We start from the raw sequence: 16393 nt of genomic DNA, 5'->3' as shown, positions 1-16393 counted from the left end.
TATCAAGAACTACACCGGCCCGACCGGGGTCGTGCTGCTTACCGATCGAAGGGTGGCCCGGGGGGCGCTCGTCGATGTGGTGGCGCACGCGGTGGGCGGGGGAGTGCGGTGGGTGGTGCTGCGGGAGAAGGACCTGCCCCGCGCCGAACGCCTCGCGCTCGCGGTCGACCTGCGCGCGATCCTCGCCGAGGCGGGCGGCACGCTGATCGTCGCCGGACCCGATCCACTCGACGGGGACGCGGTGCACCTGCCCGCCGCCGGCCCGTACCCGCCGCCCGTCGTCGGACTGGTCGGCCGATCCTGCCACGACACCGCCGAGCTGGCCCGGCTCACCACCGAGCACTACGCGACGCTGTCGCCGGTCTACGAGACCCGCACGAAACCCGGCTACGGCCCGGCGCTGCAACCCGATGGACTACACGAGCTGATCGCGGCGAGCCCGGTCCCGGTGCTCGCCCTCGGCGGCATCGAAACCCCGGCGCAGGTCACCGCAGTCGTCGAGGCAGGCGCCACAGGAGTAGCAGTGCTGGGCGCGATCATGCGCGCCCAGGACCCCGCCGAAACCGCCACCACGCTGGGCAGAGCCTTCCAGGAGGCGGTCACCGCAACCACCGGAGAAGACAAGTGACGCCGAGAACAGTCCTCACCATCGCCGGCTCCGACTCCGGCGCGGGAGCAGGCATCCAGGCCGACCTCAAGACGTTCGCCGCGCTCGGCGCGTACGGCACCAGCGTGCTCACCGCCGTCACCGCGCAGAGCACCCGGGGTGTGGACGCCGTCCTGCCGCTGCCCCCGCAGACGGTGCGCGACCAGATGGACAGCGTGCTCGGCGACTTCGACGTGCGTGCCGTGAAGACGGGGATGCTCGGCACGCCGGCGGTCGCCGACGCGGTGGCCGAGGCGGCCCGGGGCGGGCGCCTGCCGCACCTGGTCGTCGATCCGGTGCTGGTCGCCACCAGCGGGCACCGGCTCGGCGTGGTGGAGGCGGTCGAGCGGCTGCTGCCGTACGCGGTGGTGGCGACACCCAATTGCGCGGAGGCCGCTGCCCTCACCGGAGGCCCGGTGGGCACCGTGGCGGAGATGGTCGCGGCGGCCGAGGCGCTCGCCGCGCGCGGACCGGCGTTCGTCGTGGTGACCGGCGGCGACGTGGACGCCGACGGCGAGTCGGTGGACGTGCTCGCGGGCGGCGGAACCACGCGCCTGCTGCGCGCGCCCCGGGTGGACACCCGGCACAACCACGGCACCGGCTGTTCGTTCTCGGCCGCCGTCGCGGTCCGGCTCGCCGCGGGCGACGCGGTGCCGGTCGCTGTGGAGGCCGCCAAGGAGTACGTCACCCGCGCGCTGACCGGCGCGCAGGGCTGGGAGCTGGGCGCGGGCCGCGGGCCGCTCGACCACTTCGGCTGGTCCGCATGAGCGACAGGAGGCTGTCATGCAGGCACGTCGCAAGGTGTACGTGGAAGGGTCACGCCCCGACATCCGGGTGCCGTTCGCCGAGGTGACGCTGACCGGGGACAACCCGCCGGTACGGCTCTACGACACCTCCGGTCCCGGCTCCGACCCGGAGGTGGGGCTGCCCGCGCTGCGCGGGCCGTGGATCGCCGAGCGCGGCGACGTCGCCCCGGTACGCGGCGCCGGCACGCCGCTGGCGGGGGACCCGTCCGACTCAGCTCGCCCACGCGCGGGCCGGGATCGTCACGCCGGAGATGGAGTTCGTGGCGATCCGTGAGTCGGTGTCACCGGAGTTCGTCCGGGACGAGATCGCGGCCGGTCGGGCGGTACTGCCGCTGAACGTCAACCACCCGGAGTGCGAGCCGGCCATCATCGGCAAGGCGTTCCTGGTGAAGGTGAACGCCAACATCGGCACCTCGGCGGTCACCTCGTCGGTGGCCGAGGAGGTGGAGAAGCTGACCTGGGCGACCCGGTGGGGCGCGGACACCGTGATGGACCTGTCCACCGGCAAGCGCATCCACGCCACGCGCGAGGCGATCGTGCGGAACGCGCCGGTGCCGATCGGCACGGTGCCGATCTACCAGGCGCTGGAGAAGGTCGGCGGTGACCCGGTGAAGCTGAGCTGGGAGGTGTTCCGCGAGACGGTCATCGAGCAGGCGGAACAGGGCGTCGACTACATGACCGTGCACGCGGGCGTGCTGCTGCCGTACGTGCCGCTGGCCGTGGACCGGGTCACCGGGATCGTCTCCCGGGGCGGCTCGATCATGGCGGCCTGGTGCCTGGCGCACCACGAGGAGAACTTCCTCTACGCGAACTTCGCCGAGCTGTGCGAGATCCTGGCCCGGTACGACGTGACGTTCTCCCTCGGTGACGGCCTGCGCCCCGGGTCCATCGCCGACGCCAACGACGAGGCGCAGTTCGCCGAGCTGCGCACGCTCGGCGAGCTGACGAAGGTCGCCTGGGAGCACGACGTGCAGGTGATGATCGAGGGCCCCGGGCACGTGCCGATGCACAAGATCAAGGAGAACGTGGACCTCCAGCAGGAGTGGTGCCACGAGGCGCCGTTCTACACGCTCGGACCGCTGACCACCGACGTCGCGCCCGCGTACGACCACATCACCTCGGCGATCGGCGCGGCGATGATCGGGATGTTCGGCACCGCGATGCTCTGCTACGTCACCCCGAAGGAGCACCTCGGGCTGCCCGACCGGGACGACGTGAAGGCGGGCGTGATCGCATACAAGATCGCCGCGCACGCGGCCGACCTGGCCAAGGGGCACCCCGGCGCGCAGGCGTGGGACGACGCGTTGTCGAAGGCCCGGTTCGAGTTCCGCTGGTCCGACCAGTTCAACCTGGCGCTCGACCCGGAGACCGCGCGGGCGTACCACGACGCGACGCTGCCCGCCGAGCCCGCGAAGACCGCGCACTTCTGCTCGATGTGCGGGCCGAAGTTCTGCTCCATGAAGATCACGCAGGAGCTGAAGGACTATGCCGCGCGGGGGCATGCGCGGCAAGTCGGAGGAGTTCGTCGCCTCCGGCTCACGGGTCTACCTGCCGCTGGCCTGAGCGAGGCCGGGGCGGGCCGTCACGATCCGGCCCGCCCCGGCCGCCGTTCAGTCGCGGTGGTGCCGCCCGGTACGCAGCGAGCGGGAGTCGTCGGCGTTGTCGTCCGAGGCGAGACCGGCAACCCAGTCGACGTACTCGTCGTCGGCGGCGGCATCCGGCTCGGCCGTACCGTCGGCCGGCTCCGGGTCGGCCTTGGGCCGGTTACGCCGGAACAGGCCGCGCCGGGTCTTCGTCTTCCCGGCGGGCACGTCGACGTCCTCCGGGCCGGCGTGCCGCCCGCGCCGCAAGTCCGGCTCGCTCGCCTCGGGCAGCGCGGTGTCGGCACCGGCCTCGGCCGGTACGGCGGTCGCCGGCTCCGGTCGGGCGACCGGCAGTGCGGCTTTCGCCTCCGGCCGGGAAACCGGCCCGGCGGGACGGGCGTTCGTGGCGAGCGCGTCCCAGCCGGCGCTCGCGCCCGGCTCGGGCAGACCCCGATGGCGGGGCCGCGGCGCCGGCTCGGCGGGGGTGGTCGCCTCCGCGCCGTCCCGGGTCGGTGCGTCCGGTTCGGCGGTGACGCGCTGCGGGCGGCTCGCCCGGGTGATCGGCCAGGCCGGTCGTACCTCGCCGGGCGCGCCGGCGACCTCCTCGAACATCGGGAACCGGGGCCGGGACGACGGGACCGGCGCCGGGTCGTCGTCGAAGAAGAAACTGCTCCGGGTACGCCCGGCCGATGCGTCCTCGCCGGCTGGGGAGCCGGTGCGGGGCGCCGGGCCGCCGAGGGAACCGTCGGGAGTGCCGGAGTTCACGCGGCCCGGCGTCGAGGCCGCGCTCGCGTCGCCCCGGGCCGGGTCCGCGGCCGGTGGGATCGGGGCGGTGTTCGCGGCGTCCGGGGCCGGGCGGCCCGGCCCGCCGGTCACCGTCGGCGGGACCGCGGTCGAGCCGGACCGCGCGCTGGTGGCCGTGGGCGCGGCTTCGGTCCGTCCGCCCGGCACGTCCGGCCTGGCGGCGGCCGGGTTGCTCGGCGTGGTGCCGGCCGGGTTGCTCGGCGTGGTGCCGGCGGGGCGGCTCGGCGTCGTCGGCATGGCGTCGGTCTGCTCGGCCGGCGTCGTCGGTGTGGCGTCGGCCGGGGCGGCGTCGGCCGGGGCGGTGTCGGGTGCGGCCGGGCCGGCGGCGCGTGGCCCGGCCTTCGGGGTGCGGCCGCGCCGGGAACGGGCGGAGCGACCGGTCCCGGCAGTGGACTCGGCCGGTGGCACGGCGGCGGTGGTGCCGTCCGCGTCGGCCGGGACCGGTCCGGCGAGGTCACCGCCGTCCGTCCGCGGGCCGGGGACGTGGCTCTCGGTGGTGCCGCCGGTGGCCGGCGACGCGTCCCCGGCTGTGGTGCCCGGGGAGGTGGCATCCGCGGTGCGGGGTGCGGTGGAAGCGTCGGCGGGTGACACCGGCCCGTCGGTGGACCGGCCGGCGCGGGTACGCCGGGGCCGGGTCACCCGTGGCGTGGTCGCCGTCGGTTCCTGAGCCGGCCCGGCATCGCCCCTCCCGGCGGCCGTGCCGGCGGTGCTGTCCGCGTGGGCCGTGTCCGTGCCGCTGTCCGCGCCCGGTCCCGCGCCCGAACCCGGGATCGGGCGGCCCGCGGCGAGGACGTCGATGGCCGAGGTCCGGCGCCCCGGGGGCAGCAGCCCCGGCATGGGCTGGCCGTGGGTCGTCCTGTCAACGGTGGCCGGACGGTCGCCCGCCGGCTGATCGGCGGTGGGCAGACCGGGGACGGCGGGCCGGTCGGCGGCGGGAAGATCGGCGCCGACCGGCGCCGACGTCGTGGTCGAGCCGCCGGGCTCCGGCCAGTTCCAGTGCGCGGGCGCGGCGGCGCCGCTCGTCACCGGAGGTGTGGGCGGGGCGGCCGGCGCGACCGGGGTGGACGAGTGCGGCAGCGGCGCGAGGATGTCGGTGGCCTCGACGGCATCGGGGTCACCGGTGACGGTGACCGGTCGCGGCAGCATCGTGGTGGCGGTCGAGCCGAGCGCGCCGGCGATCACGGCGATCAGCGCGCCGTAGTAGGGCGCGACCTGGTAGCGGTCGGTGGCCGAGCCGGGACCGGCGGTCAGGTAGGCGAACGCGACGAGCACCGGGCCGGCTGCCCCGGCCGCGCCACCGACCAGCGGCGGCCACCCGGCCCGGCGGGCGAGCACGCCGACCGCCCCGCCGGCGAGCAGGGCGAGCACGGGCAGCAGCAGCATGGACAGGCGTTGGGCCGCCGCCGCATCCAGCCAGGAGGGTTCGAGCACGCCGAGCCGTACCGTGGCCAGCGGGCGGCTGGAGACGATCGTGGGCGCGACGGAGAGCAGCGCCAGCAGCCAGACGATCCCGGCGGTGATCGCCACCCCCCAGCCGAACGGCGGCTTGAGCAGCACGGCGATCGCGGCGCCCGCCCCGACCACCGCGCCGAGTGCGGCGCAGATGCCGGCGGCCCAGGCCGGGTCGACGGAGCCGCCCAGCTCGGCCGCGCGGGCCGGCTGCATGCACAGCGGGGCGACCACCATCGCGCCCAGCGCGCCGACACCGGCGACGGAGAGCAGTTCGGTGGTGCCGGCGGGACCGTCGTCGCGGCGGGCGATGCGCTCGGTGAGGACGGCTCCGGCGACCGTGGCGACAGCGGCGAACCAGCCCACCCAGACGAGCTGGGCGGGCCACCGGTTTGCCGAGACGTCGACGAACGCGCCGTCGAGGCGTACGACTCCGAAGCCGTACGCGATGCCCAACTGGCCGGCCCCGGCCAGTACGCTCACGCCGAGCGCCGTGAGCAGCAGCCTGCCCCACGTCCGAAAGGCCATGTCCGGCACGTTACGGCCCGGTGACCCCGATCGCCACCTTGCCGCCGCGCGGCGCGGCGAACCCGCCGGCGTGGCTACTTCAGCTCGACCAGGCGCGCGAGGTATGTGGTGTCGCCGACATTCGTGAGCATGTGCACCGCGCCCGGATCCCGGTAGACCACGCCGCCGGTCGGCTCGTCGGCGTCGATGGTGGCGCCGTCGATCGTCTGCACCACGTTCTTCGCGCCCTGGATCGCCACCACCAGGTACGGGTGGTCGTGGCGGTGCAGCGGCTGCCGCTCACCCGGCTCCAGCCGGATGTGCCAGACACGTACCCGGTCGTTCTCGTACACGATCTCCTGGCCCACCGGCCCGAGTTCGAGGTCCGCGGAGAGTTCGGTCATCGTGGTCCGTCCAGTCGGGGGAGCACCTCGGCGGCGATGAGCTCCACGTGGTCGAGGTCGTCGAAGTCGATCAGGCGCAGGTGCACCCGGGTGGCCCCGATCGCGGCGAACTCGCCGATCCGGTCGACGAGCTGGGCGGGGGAGCCGACCACCGGGTCCTCCGGCGGCAGCGCGCTCGTGACGTGCAGCGGCGCGGCCCGGCGCTGCGCCTCGGCGTCGGTGCGCCCGATCGCCACCACGATGCCGGCCGAGAGCGTCAGCGGCGCGCGGCCGGTATCGGCCCGCCCGACGCGGTCGCATGCCTCCCGCACCCGCTCGTACGCGGCGGCGGTCTCGGCCACGCTCTTGAACGGCATGTTGAACTCGTCGGCGTAGCGGGCGGCCAGCTCGGGCGTGCGCTTGGGTCCCCGACCGCCGACGATCACCGGCGGGCCGGGCTGCTGCACCGGCTTGGGCAGCGCGGGGGCGTCGGCCAGCCGGTAGTGCTCGCCGGTGAAGCTGTACGTCTCGTCGGACGGGGAGCGCCACAGCCCGGTGACGATCTCCAGCTGCTCGGCGAGCCGGTCGAAGCGTTCGGCGACGGGCGGGAACGGGATGCCGTACGCGGTGTGCTCGCGCTCGTACCAGCCGGCGCCGATGCCCAGCTCGACCCGGCCGCCGCTCATCCGGTCGACCTGGGCGACCATGACCGCGAGCGGCCCGGGGAGCCGGAACGTGGCGGACGTGACAAGCGTGCCGAGCCGGATCCGGGAGGTCTCCCGGGCCAGCGCGGCGAGCGTCAGCCAGGCGTCGGTGGGGCCGGGCAGCCCCGGCTCGTCCCCCATGGCCCGGTAGTGGTCGGCCCGGAAGAAGCCCTCGAAGCCGGTCTCCTCGACCAGCCGGGCGAACCGGAGCTGGTCGTCGTAGTCCGCTCCGCGGTGGGGTTCGGTGAACACCGAGACCCGCATGGTCACCGTCCTCCCACGGGTACGCCCGGGGCGTCCCGCTCCATCAGCAGTTCGTGCAGTTCGGCGCTGATCCGCGCGACGTCGGCCAGGTGTTCGTGGCGACCCAGCGTGCGGGGCCGGGGCACGTTCACCTCGACCACCTCGCGGATGCGCCCGGGGCGCGGGCTGAGCACGACGACCCGGTCGGCGAGCAGCACCGCCTCGTCGATCGAGTGGGTGACGAAGACGATCGTCGCCTTCGTCTCCATGTGCACCCGCTGGAGTTCGCCGGAGAGTTCTTCCCGGGTGAGCGCGTCGAGGGCGGAGAACGGCTCGTCCATGAGCATCACGCGGGGCGAGCCGATCAGCGACCGGCACAGCGACACGCGCTGCTGCATGCCGCCGGACAGCTCGTGCGGGAGGCGCTTCTCGAAGCCGCCCAGCCCGGCCATCTCCAGCAGATTGCGGGCCCGGTCGCGGTGCTCGGCGCGGCGCCAGCCGAAGATCTCCACCGGCAGCAGCACGTTGTCCAGCACCGAGCGCCAGGGCAGCAGCGCCGGCCGCTGGAACAGCATGGCCACGTCGCGTCGGGGTTTCGTGATCGGCTTACCGGCCACGGTGATCTCACCGTCGGTGACCGGCAATAGGCCGGCGATCATGCGCAGCAGCGTGGACTTGCCGCAGCCGGACCGGCCGAGGACGGCGACGAACTCACCTTCGGCGACGTCGAGGTCGATGCCGCGCAGCGCCTCCACCCGTCCCGAACGGCCGTCGAAGGTGCGGGACACCCCGGACAGTCGAATCATCTCCCGCCGGCTCCCTTCCACATCGTCTCGTCCACGTCGTCTCGAACGCGAGCCGGGCTAGCGTAGCGGGGCGGTGTGCTTATAGCACCGTCCGGGGTGGACGTCAGTCCACTTTCCGTCACGCAACTTCGTTTCCGTTCCGAAACCGGGACGGCGGCGGGAGGTCATCTGCCTTCTCGTACTCTGTTGCGCGCGAAGAGTCCCCTCACGACGGCCCAGTCGGCCCAACTCAGCTGCCGACCCCGTCGGACCCACGACCCGACCGGCGAAGAAGTCCTGGTCGGAAAGGACATGGTGCACTGATGAGAAGGCTGACCCGTACGGTCGCCGCCGCGGCTCTGGCGACCGCCCTCGCCCTGGTGGGCGGCTGCAGCAGCGACTCGGACAAGTCCGAGAGCGGCGGCGGCAACGGCGCGGCGCTGGAGAAGGTGACGTACCTCACCTCGTTCGGCAACTTCGGCCGTGACTCCTACGCCTGGGTGGCGAAGGACAAGGGCTTCTTCAAGGAGGCCGGGTTCGACGTCGACATCAAGCCCGGCCAGGGCACGGGTGGGGTGGTTCAGGTCGCCGGTGGGCAGGCGGACTTCGCCCCGGTCGACCTGACCGGCGCCATCCTCCAGCTCGCCAACGGCCAGGCCCAGGGCTTCGTCGCGGTGGCGGCGATCCAGCAGCGCACCATGGCCGCCATCGCCTCGGTCGAGGGCAAGAACATCGCCACCCCCAAGGACCTCGAGGGCAAGAAGCTCGCCGACACCCCGACCTCCGTCGTGCGCAACCTCTTCCCGACGTACGCGCGGCTCGCCGGCATCGACGCCAGCAAGGTGACCTGGGTCAACGGGGAGGCGCAGACGCTGATCGGCATGCTGGGTTCCGGATCGGTGGACGGCATCGGCCAGTTCGTCGTCGGCCAGCCCACCATCGAGACGGTCACCAAGAAGAAGGCCGTCCTGCTGCCGTACAGCAACGTGATGCAGGACCTCTACGGCAACGTGCTGGTCACCTCCACCAAGAACGCCAAGGAGAAGCCGGAGATGGTGAAGAAGTTCACCGCCGCGCTGCTCAAGGGCCTGGAGTACTCCCTGGCCAACCCGGACGAGGCGGGCGAGATCCTGAAGAAGAACGTGCCCGCCGCCGTCCCGGCCGCGGCCTCCGCCGAGCTGAAGCTGATGGCCGCGTACGTCCGGTCGAGCAACTCCGGCACCGCTATCGGCACGCTCGACAGTGGCCGGGTGGCCAAGAGCATCGCGCTCCTGCAGGGCGCGGGCGCCATCAAGCAGAACCTCACCCCGGACCAGATCATCGACTTCAACCTCGCGCCGAAGGCCTGACCGGCCCGCTCGGGCCAACGGGGTGCGACCCGCCGGACACCCCGGTGGGGCGCACCCCCTTCGCGTGCCGGTCGACCGACCGGCGCAGAGAGGAGGACACGTTGACACAGTTGACCGAGGCCCGGCCGGAGGTGCCGCAACCGCGCCCGGCCGCCGCCCGGCGTGGGTTCGCCGTACGCCCGGCCGCGGTCGGGCTGCCGGCGCTCGGCCTGGTGATCGCGGTGGCCGCCTGGTGGCTGGTCACCTCGGGGCTGAGCCTGGTGCACCCGGCGGCGCTGCCGCCCCCGCAGGCGGTGGGGGAGTCGCTGCTCGGGACCACCGAGGTGCTGGTGCCCGCGTTGGGCATCACCACCTGGATGACCCTGTTCGGCTTCCTGCTCTCGTCGGCAGCCGGCGTGCTGATCGGGATGGCGCTGGCCGCCTCCAGCCGGGTGGAGCGGATGTTCGCGCCGCTGCTGGTGGCGGTGAACGCGGTCCCGAAGATCGCGTTCGGGCCGCTGCTGGTGGTGGCCGTCGGCTGGGGGCAGAAACCCATTCTGACCATGGTGTTCCTGCTCTGCTTCTTCCCGATCGTGCTCTCCACCGCCACCGGGCTGACCACCACCCCGGCGGACCTGGCGGAGCTGGGCCGGTCGCTGAACGCCTCGTGGTGGCAGTCGTTCCGCAAGGTGCGTTTCCCGGCCGCGCTGCCGCAGATCTTCGTCGGGCTCAAGGTGGCCATGCCGCTGGCCGCGATCGGCGCGGTGATCGGCGAGTTCTACTCCGACCGCCCGGGTCTGGGCTACCAGATCCTGCAGTACAACGGGGTTGGCGACACCGCCACCGCGTGGGCGGCGATCGTGCTGGTGGCCCTGATGAGCATCGTGCTATACGCCGCGCTGAGCCTGGTCGAGCGCCTGGCCCTGCCCTGGGTCCGGGCCACCACCTCAGCCCGCTGAGAGCGCGGGGGCCGGCCACGACAGGCGTGGCCCCACCGCAACCGGCGCGGGGATCAAGCCTGTCCGCCCGGAGCCGGTTGCGGTGGGGCCACGCCCCCCACGGCGACTAACCCGCGAGCCGCCAGCGACCACCACGGGCCACGAGCGTCGTCAACGCCTGCGGCATCAACCCGGAGTGGTTGTCCGGCGTCATCCGGATCGGTCCGGACAGCCCGTCGAGCTGGGAGGTCTCCAGCACGTCGCGCAGCGCGTCCCGGTCGACCTTGCCCGGCTCGCCGCCGGCCCGCTGCTCGGCGTCGGCGATCAGCTGGACCGCGTCCGCGGCGAACGAGGAGAAGCCGTTGTAGCCACCGAACCGGGCGGTGTAGTCCTGGAACCACTGCCGCCGCGCGGCCTTGGCCGGGGTGGTGGCGATCACGTCGTCGATCACCATGGTCTGGGTGAAGATCAGCGTCGCCTCCTCGGTGGATCGGGCCGACGGGCCAAGGAAGAGGTCACCGGCGGCCGAGGAGTCGAAGAACAGCGACCCGCGGAACTTGCTCTGCCGGGCGGTGGTGGCGGCGAGCGTGGCCTGCTCCGGCGTGGTCCACAGGACCAGCGCCTGCGGCTTGCGCTCGATCAGCTCGTTGATCTGCGTGGTGACCTCGGTGTCGGTGGACCGCACCGACTGGTTGCCGACCAGCTTCACGCTGGTCTTGCTCAGCTCGCGGCGCAGGGCGGTGAGCCCTTCCTGGCCGTAGCCCTCGGCGCTGTGCAGCAGCGCCACCTTGCGGACGTTGCGCCGGTCCAGTTCGGCGGCGAGCGCGGCGGCGCTGTCCGCGGCGTTCGGGGCGAGCTTGAAGACATATCGCCGCTCGGCCACCGGCTCGGTGACGGCGCTCGACGACGCCAGTGCGATCGTCGGAATGCGCTTCTCACCGATCGTGCGGGCCGCACCGACGGCGCATTCGTTGCAGCCGCCCATGATGACGGCGCTCACCCGTGAGTCACTGCTGAAATCATTGATGTTCCGCAAGGATTCCGCGGCGTCCGAGCGGTTGTCCTTGACCCTCAGATCGATCTTCCGGCCGCCCAGCGCGCCGGAGGCGTTCAACTGCTCGACCTTCAGTTCCAGAGCCCGTTGGTAGACCTTGCCGACGGGCGCCGAAGCGCCGGAGAGCTCCAGATCGGCGGCGATCACGATGGGGCTGGTGTCCTGCGGATCCCCGCCGATCCCGCAGCCGGTGAGCGTGGTGGCCAGCACGGCCGATGCGAGCGCCGCGATGCTCGCGGAGCGGATGGGGCTCAACTCAGTCCTCCAGGTGCGGCGCGGGCCGACGCCCGATCACCGCCGCTAGTCCGTCCTCAGTGGAGGAACGGGATTGGTGTGCCGTACGGTGTGCGCGAAGCCTGCAAAACCTTGCCAATGCCGGGGCCTGTGGTCAAGCCGGGGCCCGGAGTCCTGTTTCGGGACGGCTATCCCACATGCTGGGGACACGGAACATTAACCGACAATTACTGCACAGAAGCGCTCGACCACTCTGGAGTGACATCCCCTGTTCAGGGGGTTGGAGAAAAGAAGGTATTAGGTGATCGGGTCCCGGGTTGCGCCACCCCCGACCGTTTCCTGCCCCACTGCGGCTTCCCAAAAACGATCTCGTCTGATGAAATCGCGGCCGTGCCGCGTGCGGCGCTGGCCGCTGCACCAGGCACGGGTCAGTGGGTCGCGCGTGGAAGAAACGACGGAGGCGATGTCGTGAGCACCGGACCTACGACCCTGCCCGGGAGCCCAAACGCCGAACAGCGGAACCGCCGACGGCGCCTGCCCAGGCTGCGCGACGCGCGGATCCGATCCAAACTCGCCCTCATCCTGGTCGTCCCGGTGGCAGCTGTCATCGCACTGGCAACTATCCGACTCATCTCGGTGGGCCAGGGCGCGTACGAGGCGGACCGGATCCGGTCGCTGAGCGCGGTGTCTGTCGACATCTCGGCGCTCACCCAGGACCTGCACAAGGAGCGGATGGCGGCGGCGGTCTTCCTGGCCGACCCGAATCAGAAGCCGGACGCGTACAACCTGCGCGTGCGTCAGACCGACGAGCGCATCGACGCGTACCAGAAGGGGCGGGCCGATCTCGGCGACCTGCCGGCGGCGATCAGCAACCAGCTCAAGGTGATCGACGCCCACCTGTCCATGTTGAACGGCACCCGGCAGGAGGTGCTGGACCGGCTCCAGATGCCGGTGGCCGAGGCGAGCCTGCGCTACGGCATCGTCCTGGGCGACCTGGTCGCGTACAGCGACGCGCTGGCCCAGCAGCCGGGCGCGGAGAGCCTGGCCGACGCCCGCCGCGCGGTGGCCGCGTTCGCCCACGCCAAGGCCGCGGTGGCCGAGGAGCAGGCGGTGGCCTTCACCGCCCTCGGCGGCGGCCGGATCGACGGCGAGCAGTTCTCCTCCTTCGTGGCCACGCTCACCGGCCAGCAGGAGGCGCTGCTGACCTTCTCCCGGACCGCGACGCCGGGCCAGCGGGCCCTGGTGGACCGCACCGTCTCCGGTGACGCCGTCCAGCTCGCCGACCGGGTCGCCGGCGACATCTCCCGCTCCGTCGAGCGTTCCTCCCTCGTCACCCGCGACGAGGCGTCCGCCGCCATCGGCGCGGTCGACGACCTGATGCGGTGGGCCGAGATCCAGCTCCTGGACGAGATGCTGGCCGACGCCGACGAGGTACGCGCCGACGTGATCCGGCAGGCGATCGTGGAGAGCCTGCTCGTGCTGCTCACGCTCGCCATCGCGGTGACGCTCGCCGTGGTGCTGGCCCGCTCGCTCAACGACTCGCTGCGCCGGCTGCGTGAAGGCGCGCTCGCCGTGGCCAACCACGACCTGCCGGACGCGGTGAGCCGGCTGCAGAACGTCAACGCCATCGGCGACGGCGGCGTGGACGAGATCGTCCAGCAGGTACGGGACCCGATCAAGCTGAGCAACCGCGACGAGGTCGGCCAGGTGGCGGTGGCCTTCAACGTGGTCCACCGCGAGGCGGTCCGGATCGCGGCCGAGCAGGCCGCGCTGCGGACCAGCGTCTCGGCGATGTTCCTCAACCTCGCCCGCCGTTCGCAGAGCCTGGTCGACCGCATGATCGGCGAACTGGACGCGATCGAGCGCTCCGAGGAGGACCCGAAGCGGCTGGCGCAGCTCTTCGAGCTGGACCACCTGGCCACCCGGATGCGCCGCAACGACGAGAACCTGCTGGTGCTGGCCGGTGCCGACTCGGCCGTGCCGCGTCGCGACGACGCGCTCCTGGTCGACGTGCTGCGCGCCGCCCAGTCCGAGGTGGAGCTCTACAACCGGATCGAGTTCGGCACCGTCGACACCGACATCTCGGTCGCCGCGCACGCCGTCAACGACGTCGTCCGGCTGGTCGCCGAGCTGCTCGACAACGCCACCCGGTTCTCGCCGCCGAACACCTCGGTGGTGGCCGACGGCCGCCGGATCCGCGACTACGTGCTGATCCAGATCGAGGACCGCGGTCTGGGGCTCAGCGACGACCAGCTCGACTCGCTCAACCGGCGCCTGGCCGCGCCGCCGACCGTGGACGTGGCCGCGTTCCGGCTGATGGGTCTGGCCGTGGTGAGCCGGCTCGCCTCCCGCTACGGGATCCGCGTCGAACTGCGCCGCAACGTCGAGGGCGGCACCGTCGCCCAGGTCACGCTGCCGAACTCGACTGTGGTGCTGCCGGCCAACCGGGGCCAGGCCCCGCTGACCCGGCCGCGTCAGCCGCTCGCGGTCGAGCAGTCACCGCTCAGCCAGGTCGGCGCCGCCGACGCGCTGGCCGGCGCGGGACGGGGTGCGGCCACCGCGACGCTCGCCGACCAGTGGCGCGGGGCGCCCACCGCCCCGCCGTCCAGGTGGCAGACGCCCGCCGAGACGCGTGACACCACGCCCGCCGTACACCTGGGTGGAGCGACCGGCGCGCTGCCCACGGTGGCGGCGCCCGCCACCGCCGCGCCGGCTCCGGTCTCCGGCGCGGGCTGGTCGGCCGGCCCGACCGTGGCGTACCCCGCGCTCGCCCCCCTGCCCAAGCGGACGCCGGGTGTCGAGGCGGCGCAATCCGCGACCCAGGCCGCACCTCCGGCCTACCAGCCACTCGCCGCGGCGCCGGCGTTGGAGAGCACCCCTGCGACGCCCGTGGTGGCCCGGCCCGAGCAGCGGGCCGAGGCGCCGATATTCCGGGAGATGGAGGCGGTCTGGTTCCGTTCGCACGGAGAGGACGAGACCACCATCTTCAACCGTCCCACGTTCGACGAGCCGCCCGCGCCGGCACAGCCGGCTGTGGCGCCCCCCGCGGCGTCGGCACGTCCGAAGCTGCCCACCCGTACCCCGGGCGCCCAGGCGTCGGGGCTGACCACGCCGCTGGCGTACAGCCCGCCGGAGGTCCCGTCCACGCCTCCGGCGGCCGCGACGCCGCCCCCGGCGCCGCCCGCCGCCGAGCCCGCGCCCGCGCCGTCGATCGACCCGGAGGCCTGGCGTACGGCGGCCGACGAGGGCTGGTCGCGGGCCAGCCGTGCCGCGGATCCCACCACCGGTGGCACCACCCGCTCCGGCCTGCCCAAGCGGGTGCCGCAGGCCCAGCTCGTGCCCGGCGGCATAGAGCCGAAGGGTGGCCGGGACCGCAGCCGGCGCACGCCGGACGAGGTACGCGGCCTGCTCTCCGCCTACCACCGTGGCGTCCAGCGGGGCCGTACGGCCGGCGCCGACCCGAACAGCACCTCGAACAAGGAGACGAACCGATGAACAGGCCGGCGGCCATGCAGGACATGGGGTGGCTCCTCACCAACTTCGCCGACAGCGTCGCGGGCATCGCGCACGTGGTGGCGGTGTCCGCGGACGGACTTCTGCTCGCCTCCTCGCGGGACCTGCCCGGCGACCGGGCCGACCAGCTCGCCGCGATCACCTCCGGCGTGGTGAGCCTGACCGAGGGTGCGGCGCGGATGTTCAGCGCCGGCGGTGTGCTGCAGACCGTGATCGAGATGGACAGCGGCTACCTGTTCCTGATGTCCATCAGCGACGGCTCGTCGATGGCCGTACTCGCGGCGCGTAGCTGCGACGTCGGCCAGGTGGGTTACGAGATGGCGCTGCTGGTGGAGCGGGTCGGCCAGGCATTGGTCCCGCTGCCGAGGGACGCGGTCCGGTCCTGATCGGGCCGGGGTGCTGACGACTGGAGCCGGTGCGGCTCCGAACGAGGGGAGGTGATCGCGAGTTGGAACCGCGACGTGATCCACGTGGCGCGCTGGTAAGGCCGTACGCGGTCACCCGGGGTCGCACCGAGCCGTTGCAGAACATCGCGCTCGAAGCAGTGCTGTCGAGCACGCCTACGCAGTCGGCCGAGGCGCGCTTCGCCGGCCACGACAAGTACCGCATCTCCTCGGTCTGTGAGGGCCGGGCGCAATCGCTTGCGGAAATCGCCGCTTACACCCGGATGCCGCTGGGCGTCACCCGGGTGCTGGTCGCCGACATGGTGGCCGAGGGCCTGCTGACGCTACACACTGCCGCTCCCGCGACGGGTTTCGCGGCGCGGATGAACCTGCTTGGAAGGGTGCTAAGTGGACTTCGCGAACTATGACCCCGACGGGGTGAACCGCGGCCGGGAGATCATCTCCGCGAAGATCGTGATCGCGGGTGGCTTCGGCGTGGGCAAGACAACGCTCGTCGGGGCGATCTCCGAGATTCAGCCGCTGACCACCGAGGCGCTGATGACCGCGGCCGGCGTGGGCATCGACGACGCGTCGAAGGTGCCGGGCAAGGAGACCACCACGGTCGCCATGGACTTCGGCCGTATCACCATGGCCGAGGACCTGATCCTCTATCTGTTCGGCACTCCCGGCCAGACCCGCTTCTGGTTCATGTGGGACGAGATCATCAGGGGCGCGGTGGGTGCGGCGGTGCTCGTGGACACCCGCCGGATCACCGACGCGTTCGCGCCGCTGGACTACTTCGAGAACCGCAAGCTGCCGTACGTCGTGGCGTTGAACCGCTTCGAAGACGCGCCGCACTACGAGCTGGAGGAGATCCGGGAGGCGCTCGCCATCTCCCCGGACGTGCCGATGGTGCTGTGCGACGCCCGGCGGCGCGACTCGGTCAAGCAGGTGCTGGTGACGGTGGTCGAGCACGCCATGCTCCGACTCCAGGCCGAGCACGGCTACCCGGCCTCGGTGGGCTGACCGCCTG

At 72.8% G+C, this 16393-nt stretch carries 13 protein-coding genes and 1 pseudogene; 9 read left to right on the top strand and 5 right to left on the bottom strand.

All coding sequences use genetic code 11. The annotated features are described in order from the left end of the window. Position 1 precedes the first annotated feature (1 nt). The 3 genes and pseudogenes from ACFYO8_RS04200 to thiC all read left to right on the top strand — a co-directional run bounded on the left by ACFYO8_RS04200 (position 2) and on the right by thiC (position 3015). Positions 2–628 carry a thiamine phosphate synthase gene (locus tag ACFYO8_RS04200; protein ID WP_354870793.1) on the top strand — a complete coding sequence of 209 codons (627 nt, stop codon included), beginning with the start codon at positions 2–4 and terminating at the stop codon, positions 626–628. Further along, positions 625–1413, top strand: coding sequence for a bifunctional hydroxymethylpyrimidine kinase/phosphomethylpyrimidine kinase (thiD, locus tag ACFYO8_RS04195; RefSeq protein ID WP_354870447.1), 789 nt, complete (start codon positions 625–627; stop codon positions 1411–1413). The genes ACFYO8_RS04200 and thiD overlap by 4 nt, the downstream gene beginning before the upstream one ends. Before the next feature lie 16 nt (positions 1414–1429). Next, positions 1430–3015: pseudogene (thiC, locus tag ACFYO8_RS04190) on the top strand (phosphomethylpyrimidine synthase ThiC). Between the two features lie 47 nt (positions 3016–3062). Here thiC and ACFYO8_RS04185 read toward each other — a convergent pair. From ACFYO8_RS04185 to ACFYO8_RS04170, 4 genes are all read right to left on the bottom strand, one after another. Further along, the gene (locus tag ACFYO8_RS04185; protein ID WP_354870453.1) at positions 3063–5816 is read right to left on the bottom strand and encodes a hypothetical protein; all 2754 of its coding nucleotides are present in this window, start codon (positions 5814–5816) and stop codon (positions 3063–3065) included. A 74-nt stretch (positions 5817–5890) separates the two neighbouring features. After that, positions 5891–6199 carry a cupin gene (locus ACFYO8_RS04180; protein WP_073828925.1) on the bottom strand — a complete coding sequence of 103 codons (309 nt, stop codon included), beginning with the start codon at positions 6197–6199 and terminating at the stop codon, positions 5891–5893. Then, positions 6196–7146: an LLM class F420-dependent oxidoreductase gene (locus tag ACFYO8_RS04175; RefSeq protein WP_354870456.1), complete on the bottom strand. Its 951-nt coding sequence runs from the start codon at positions 7144–7146 to the stop codon at positions 6196–6198. Before ACFYO8_RS04175 ends, ACFYO8_RS04180 begins: the two co-directional genes overlap by 4 nt. Before the next feature lie 2 nt (positions 7147–7148). Further along, positions 7149–7931, bottom strand: coding sequence for an ABC transporter ATP-binding protein (locus tag ACFYO8_RS04170; protein WP_354870459.1), 783 nt, complete (start codon positions 7929–7931; stop codon positions 7149–7151). Between the two features lie 302 nt (positions 7932–8233). Here ACFYO8_RS04170 and ACFYO8_RS04165 point away from each other — a divergent pair, with 302 nt between their 5' ends. Both ACFYO8_RS04165 and ACFYO8_RS04160 read left to right on the top strand, forming a co-directional pair. Then, entirely contained in the window at positions 8234–9259 is a 1026-nt protein-coding gene (locus ACFYO8_RS04165) for an ABC transporter substrate-binding protein (RefSeq protein ID WP_354870462.1), read from the top strand. A 110-nt stretch (positions 9260–9369) separates the two neighbouring features. After that, entirely contained in the window at positions 9370–10197 is an 828-nt protein-coding gene (locus ACFYO8_RS04160; protein ID WP_387187755.1) for an ABC transporter permease, read from the top strand. Between the two features lie 106 nt (positions 10198–10303). Here ACFYO8_RS04160 and ACFYO8_RS04155 read toward each other — a convergent pair whose 3' ends face one another. Beyond that, positions 10304–11485, bottom strand: coding sequence for an ABC transporter substrate-binding protein (locus ACFYO8_RS04155; RefSeq protein ID WP_387256800.1), 1182 nt, complete (start codon positions 11483–11485; stop codon positions 10304–10306). Positions 11486–11932: 447 nt separating this feature from the next. On the opposite strand from ACFYO8_RS04155, the gene ACFYO8_RS04150 reads away from it, so the two are divergent. From ACFYO8_RS04150 to ACFYO8_RS04135, 4 genes are all read left to right on the top strand, one after another. After that, entirely contained in the window at positions 11933–14959 is a 3027-nt protein-coding gene (locus ACFYO8_RS04150; RefSeq protein WP_387256799.1) for a nitrate- and nitrite sensing domain-containing protein, read from the top strand. Further along, positions 14956–15363 carry a roadblock/LC7 domain-containing protein gene (locus ACFYO8_RS04145; RefSeq protein ID WP_013288588.1) on the top strand — a complete coding sequence of 136 codons (408 nt, stop codon included), beginning with the start codon at positions 14956–14958 and terminating at the stop codon, positions 15361–15363. Before ACFYO8_RS04150 ends, ACFYO8_RS04145 begins: the two co-directional genes overlap by 4 nt. Before the next feature lie 62 nt (positions 15364–15425). Continuing rightward, a complete protein-coding gene (locus ACFYO8_RS04140) occupies positions 15426–15788 on the top strand; it encodes a DUF742 domain-containing protein (protein ID WP_030501578.1) in 363 nt (120 codons plus the stop codon). Then, positions 15769–16386, top strand: a complete 618-nt coding sequence (locus tag ACFYO8_RS04135) for an ATP/GTP-binding protein (protein WP_354870472.1) — start codon at positions 15769–15771, stop codon at positions 16384–16386. The genes ACFYO8_RS04140 and ACFYO8_RS04135 overlap by 20 nt, the downstream gene beginning before the upstream one ends. The last annotated feature ends 7 nt before the right edge of the window (positions 16387–16393 follow it).

Source organism: Micromonospora sp. NPDC005257, assembly GCF_042872445.1.
Classification (GTDB): domain Bacteria; phylum Actinomycetota; class Actinomycetes; order Mycobacteriales; family Micromonosporaceae; genus Micromonospora.
The sequence above is the reverse complement of the archived record's forward strand: the minus strand, read 5'-3'. Positions and strand labels throughout refer to the sequence as shown.

What these genes read in the sequence shown, in the direction of transcription:
- ACFYO8_RS04165 (WP_354870462.1), top strand. Translation starts at nt 8,234, where the DNA reads ATGAGAAGGCTGACCCGTACGGTCGCCGCCGCGGCTCTGGCGACCGCC.
- ACFYO8_RS04175 (WP_354870456.1), bottom strand. Translation starts at nt 7,146, where the DNA reads ATGCGGGTCTCGGTGTTCACCGAACCCCACCGCGGAGCGGACTACGAC.
- ACFYO8_RS04145 (WP_013288588.1), top strand. Translation starts at nt 14,956, where the DNA reads ATGAACAGGCCGGCGGCCATGCAGGACATGGGGTGGCTCCTCACCAAC.
- ACFYO8_RS04170 (WP_354870459.1), bottom strand. Translation starts at nt 7,931, where the DNA reads ATGATTCGACTGTCCGGGGTGTCCCGCACCTTCGACGGCCGTTCGGGA.
- ACFYO8_RS04185 (WP_354870453.1), bottom strand. Translation starts at nt 5,816, where the DNA reads ATGGCCTTTCGGACGTGGGGCAGGCTGCTGCTCACGGCGCTCGGCGTG.
- ACFYO8_RS04180 (WP_073828925.1), bottom strand. Translation starts at nt 6,199, where the DNA reads ATGACCGAACTCTCCGCGGACCTCGAACTCGGGCCGGTGGGCCAGGAG.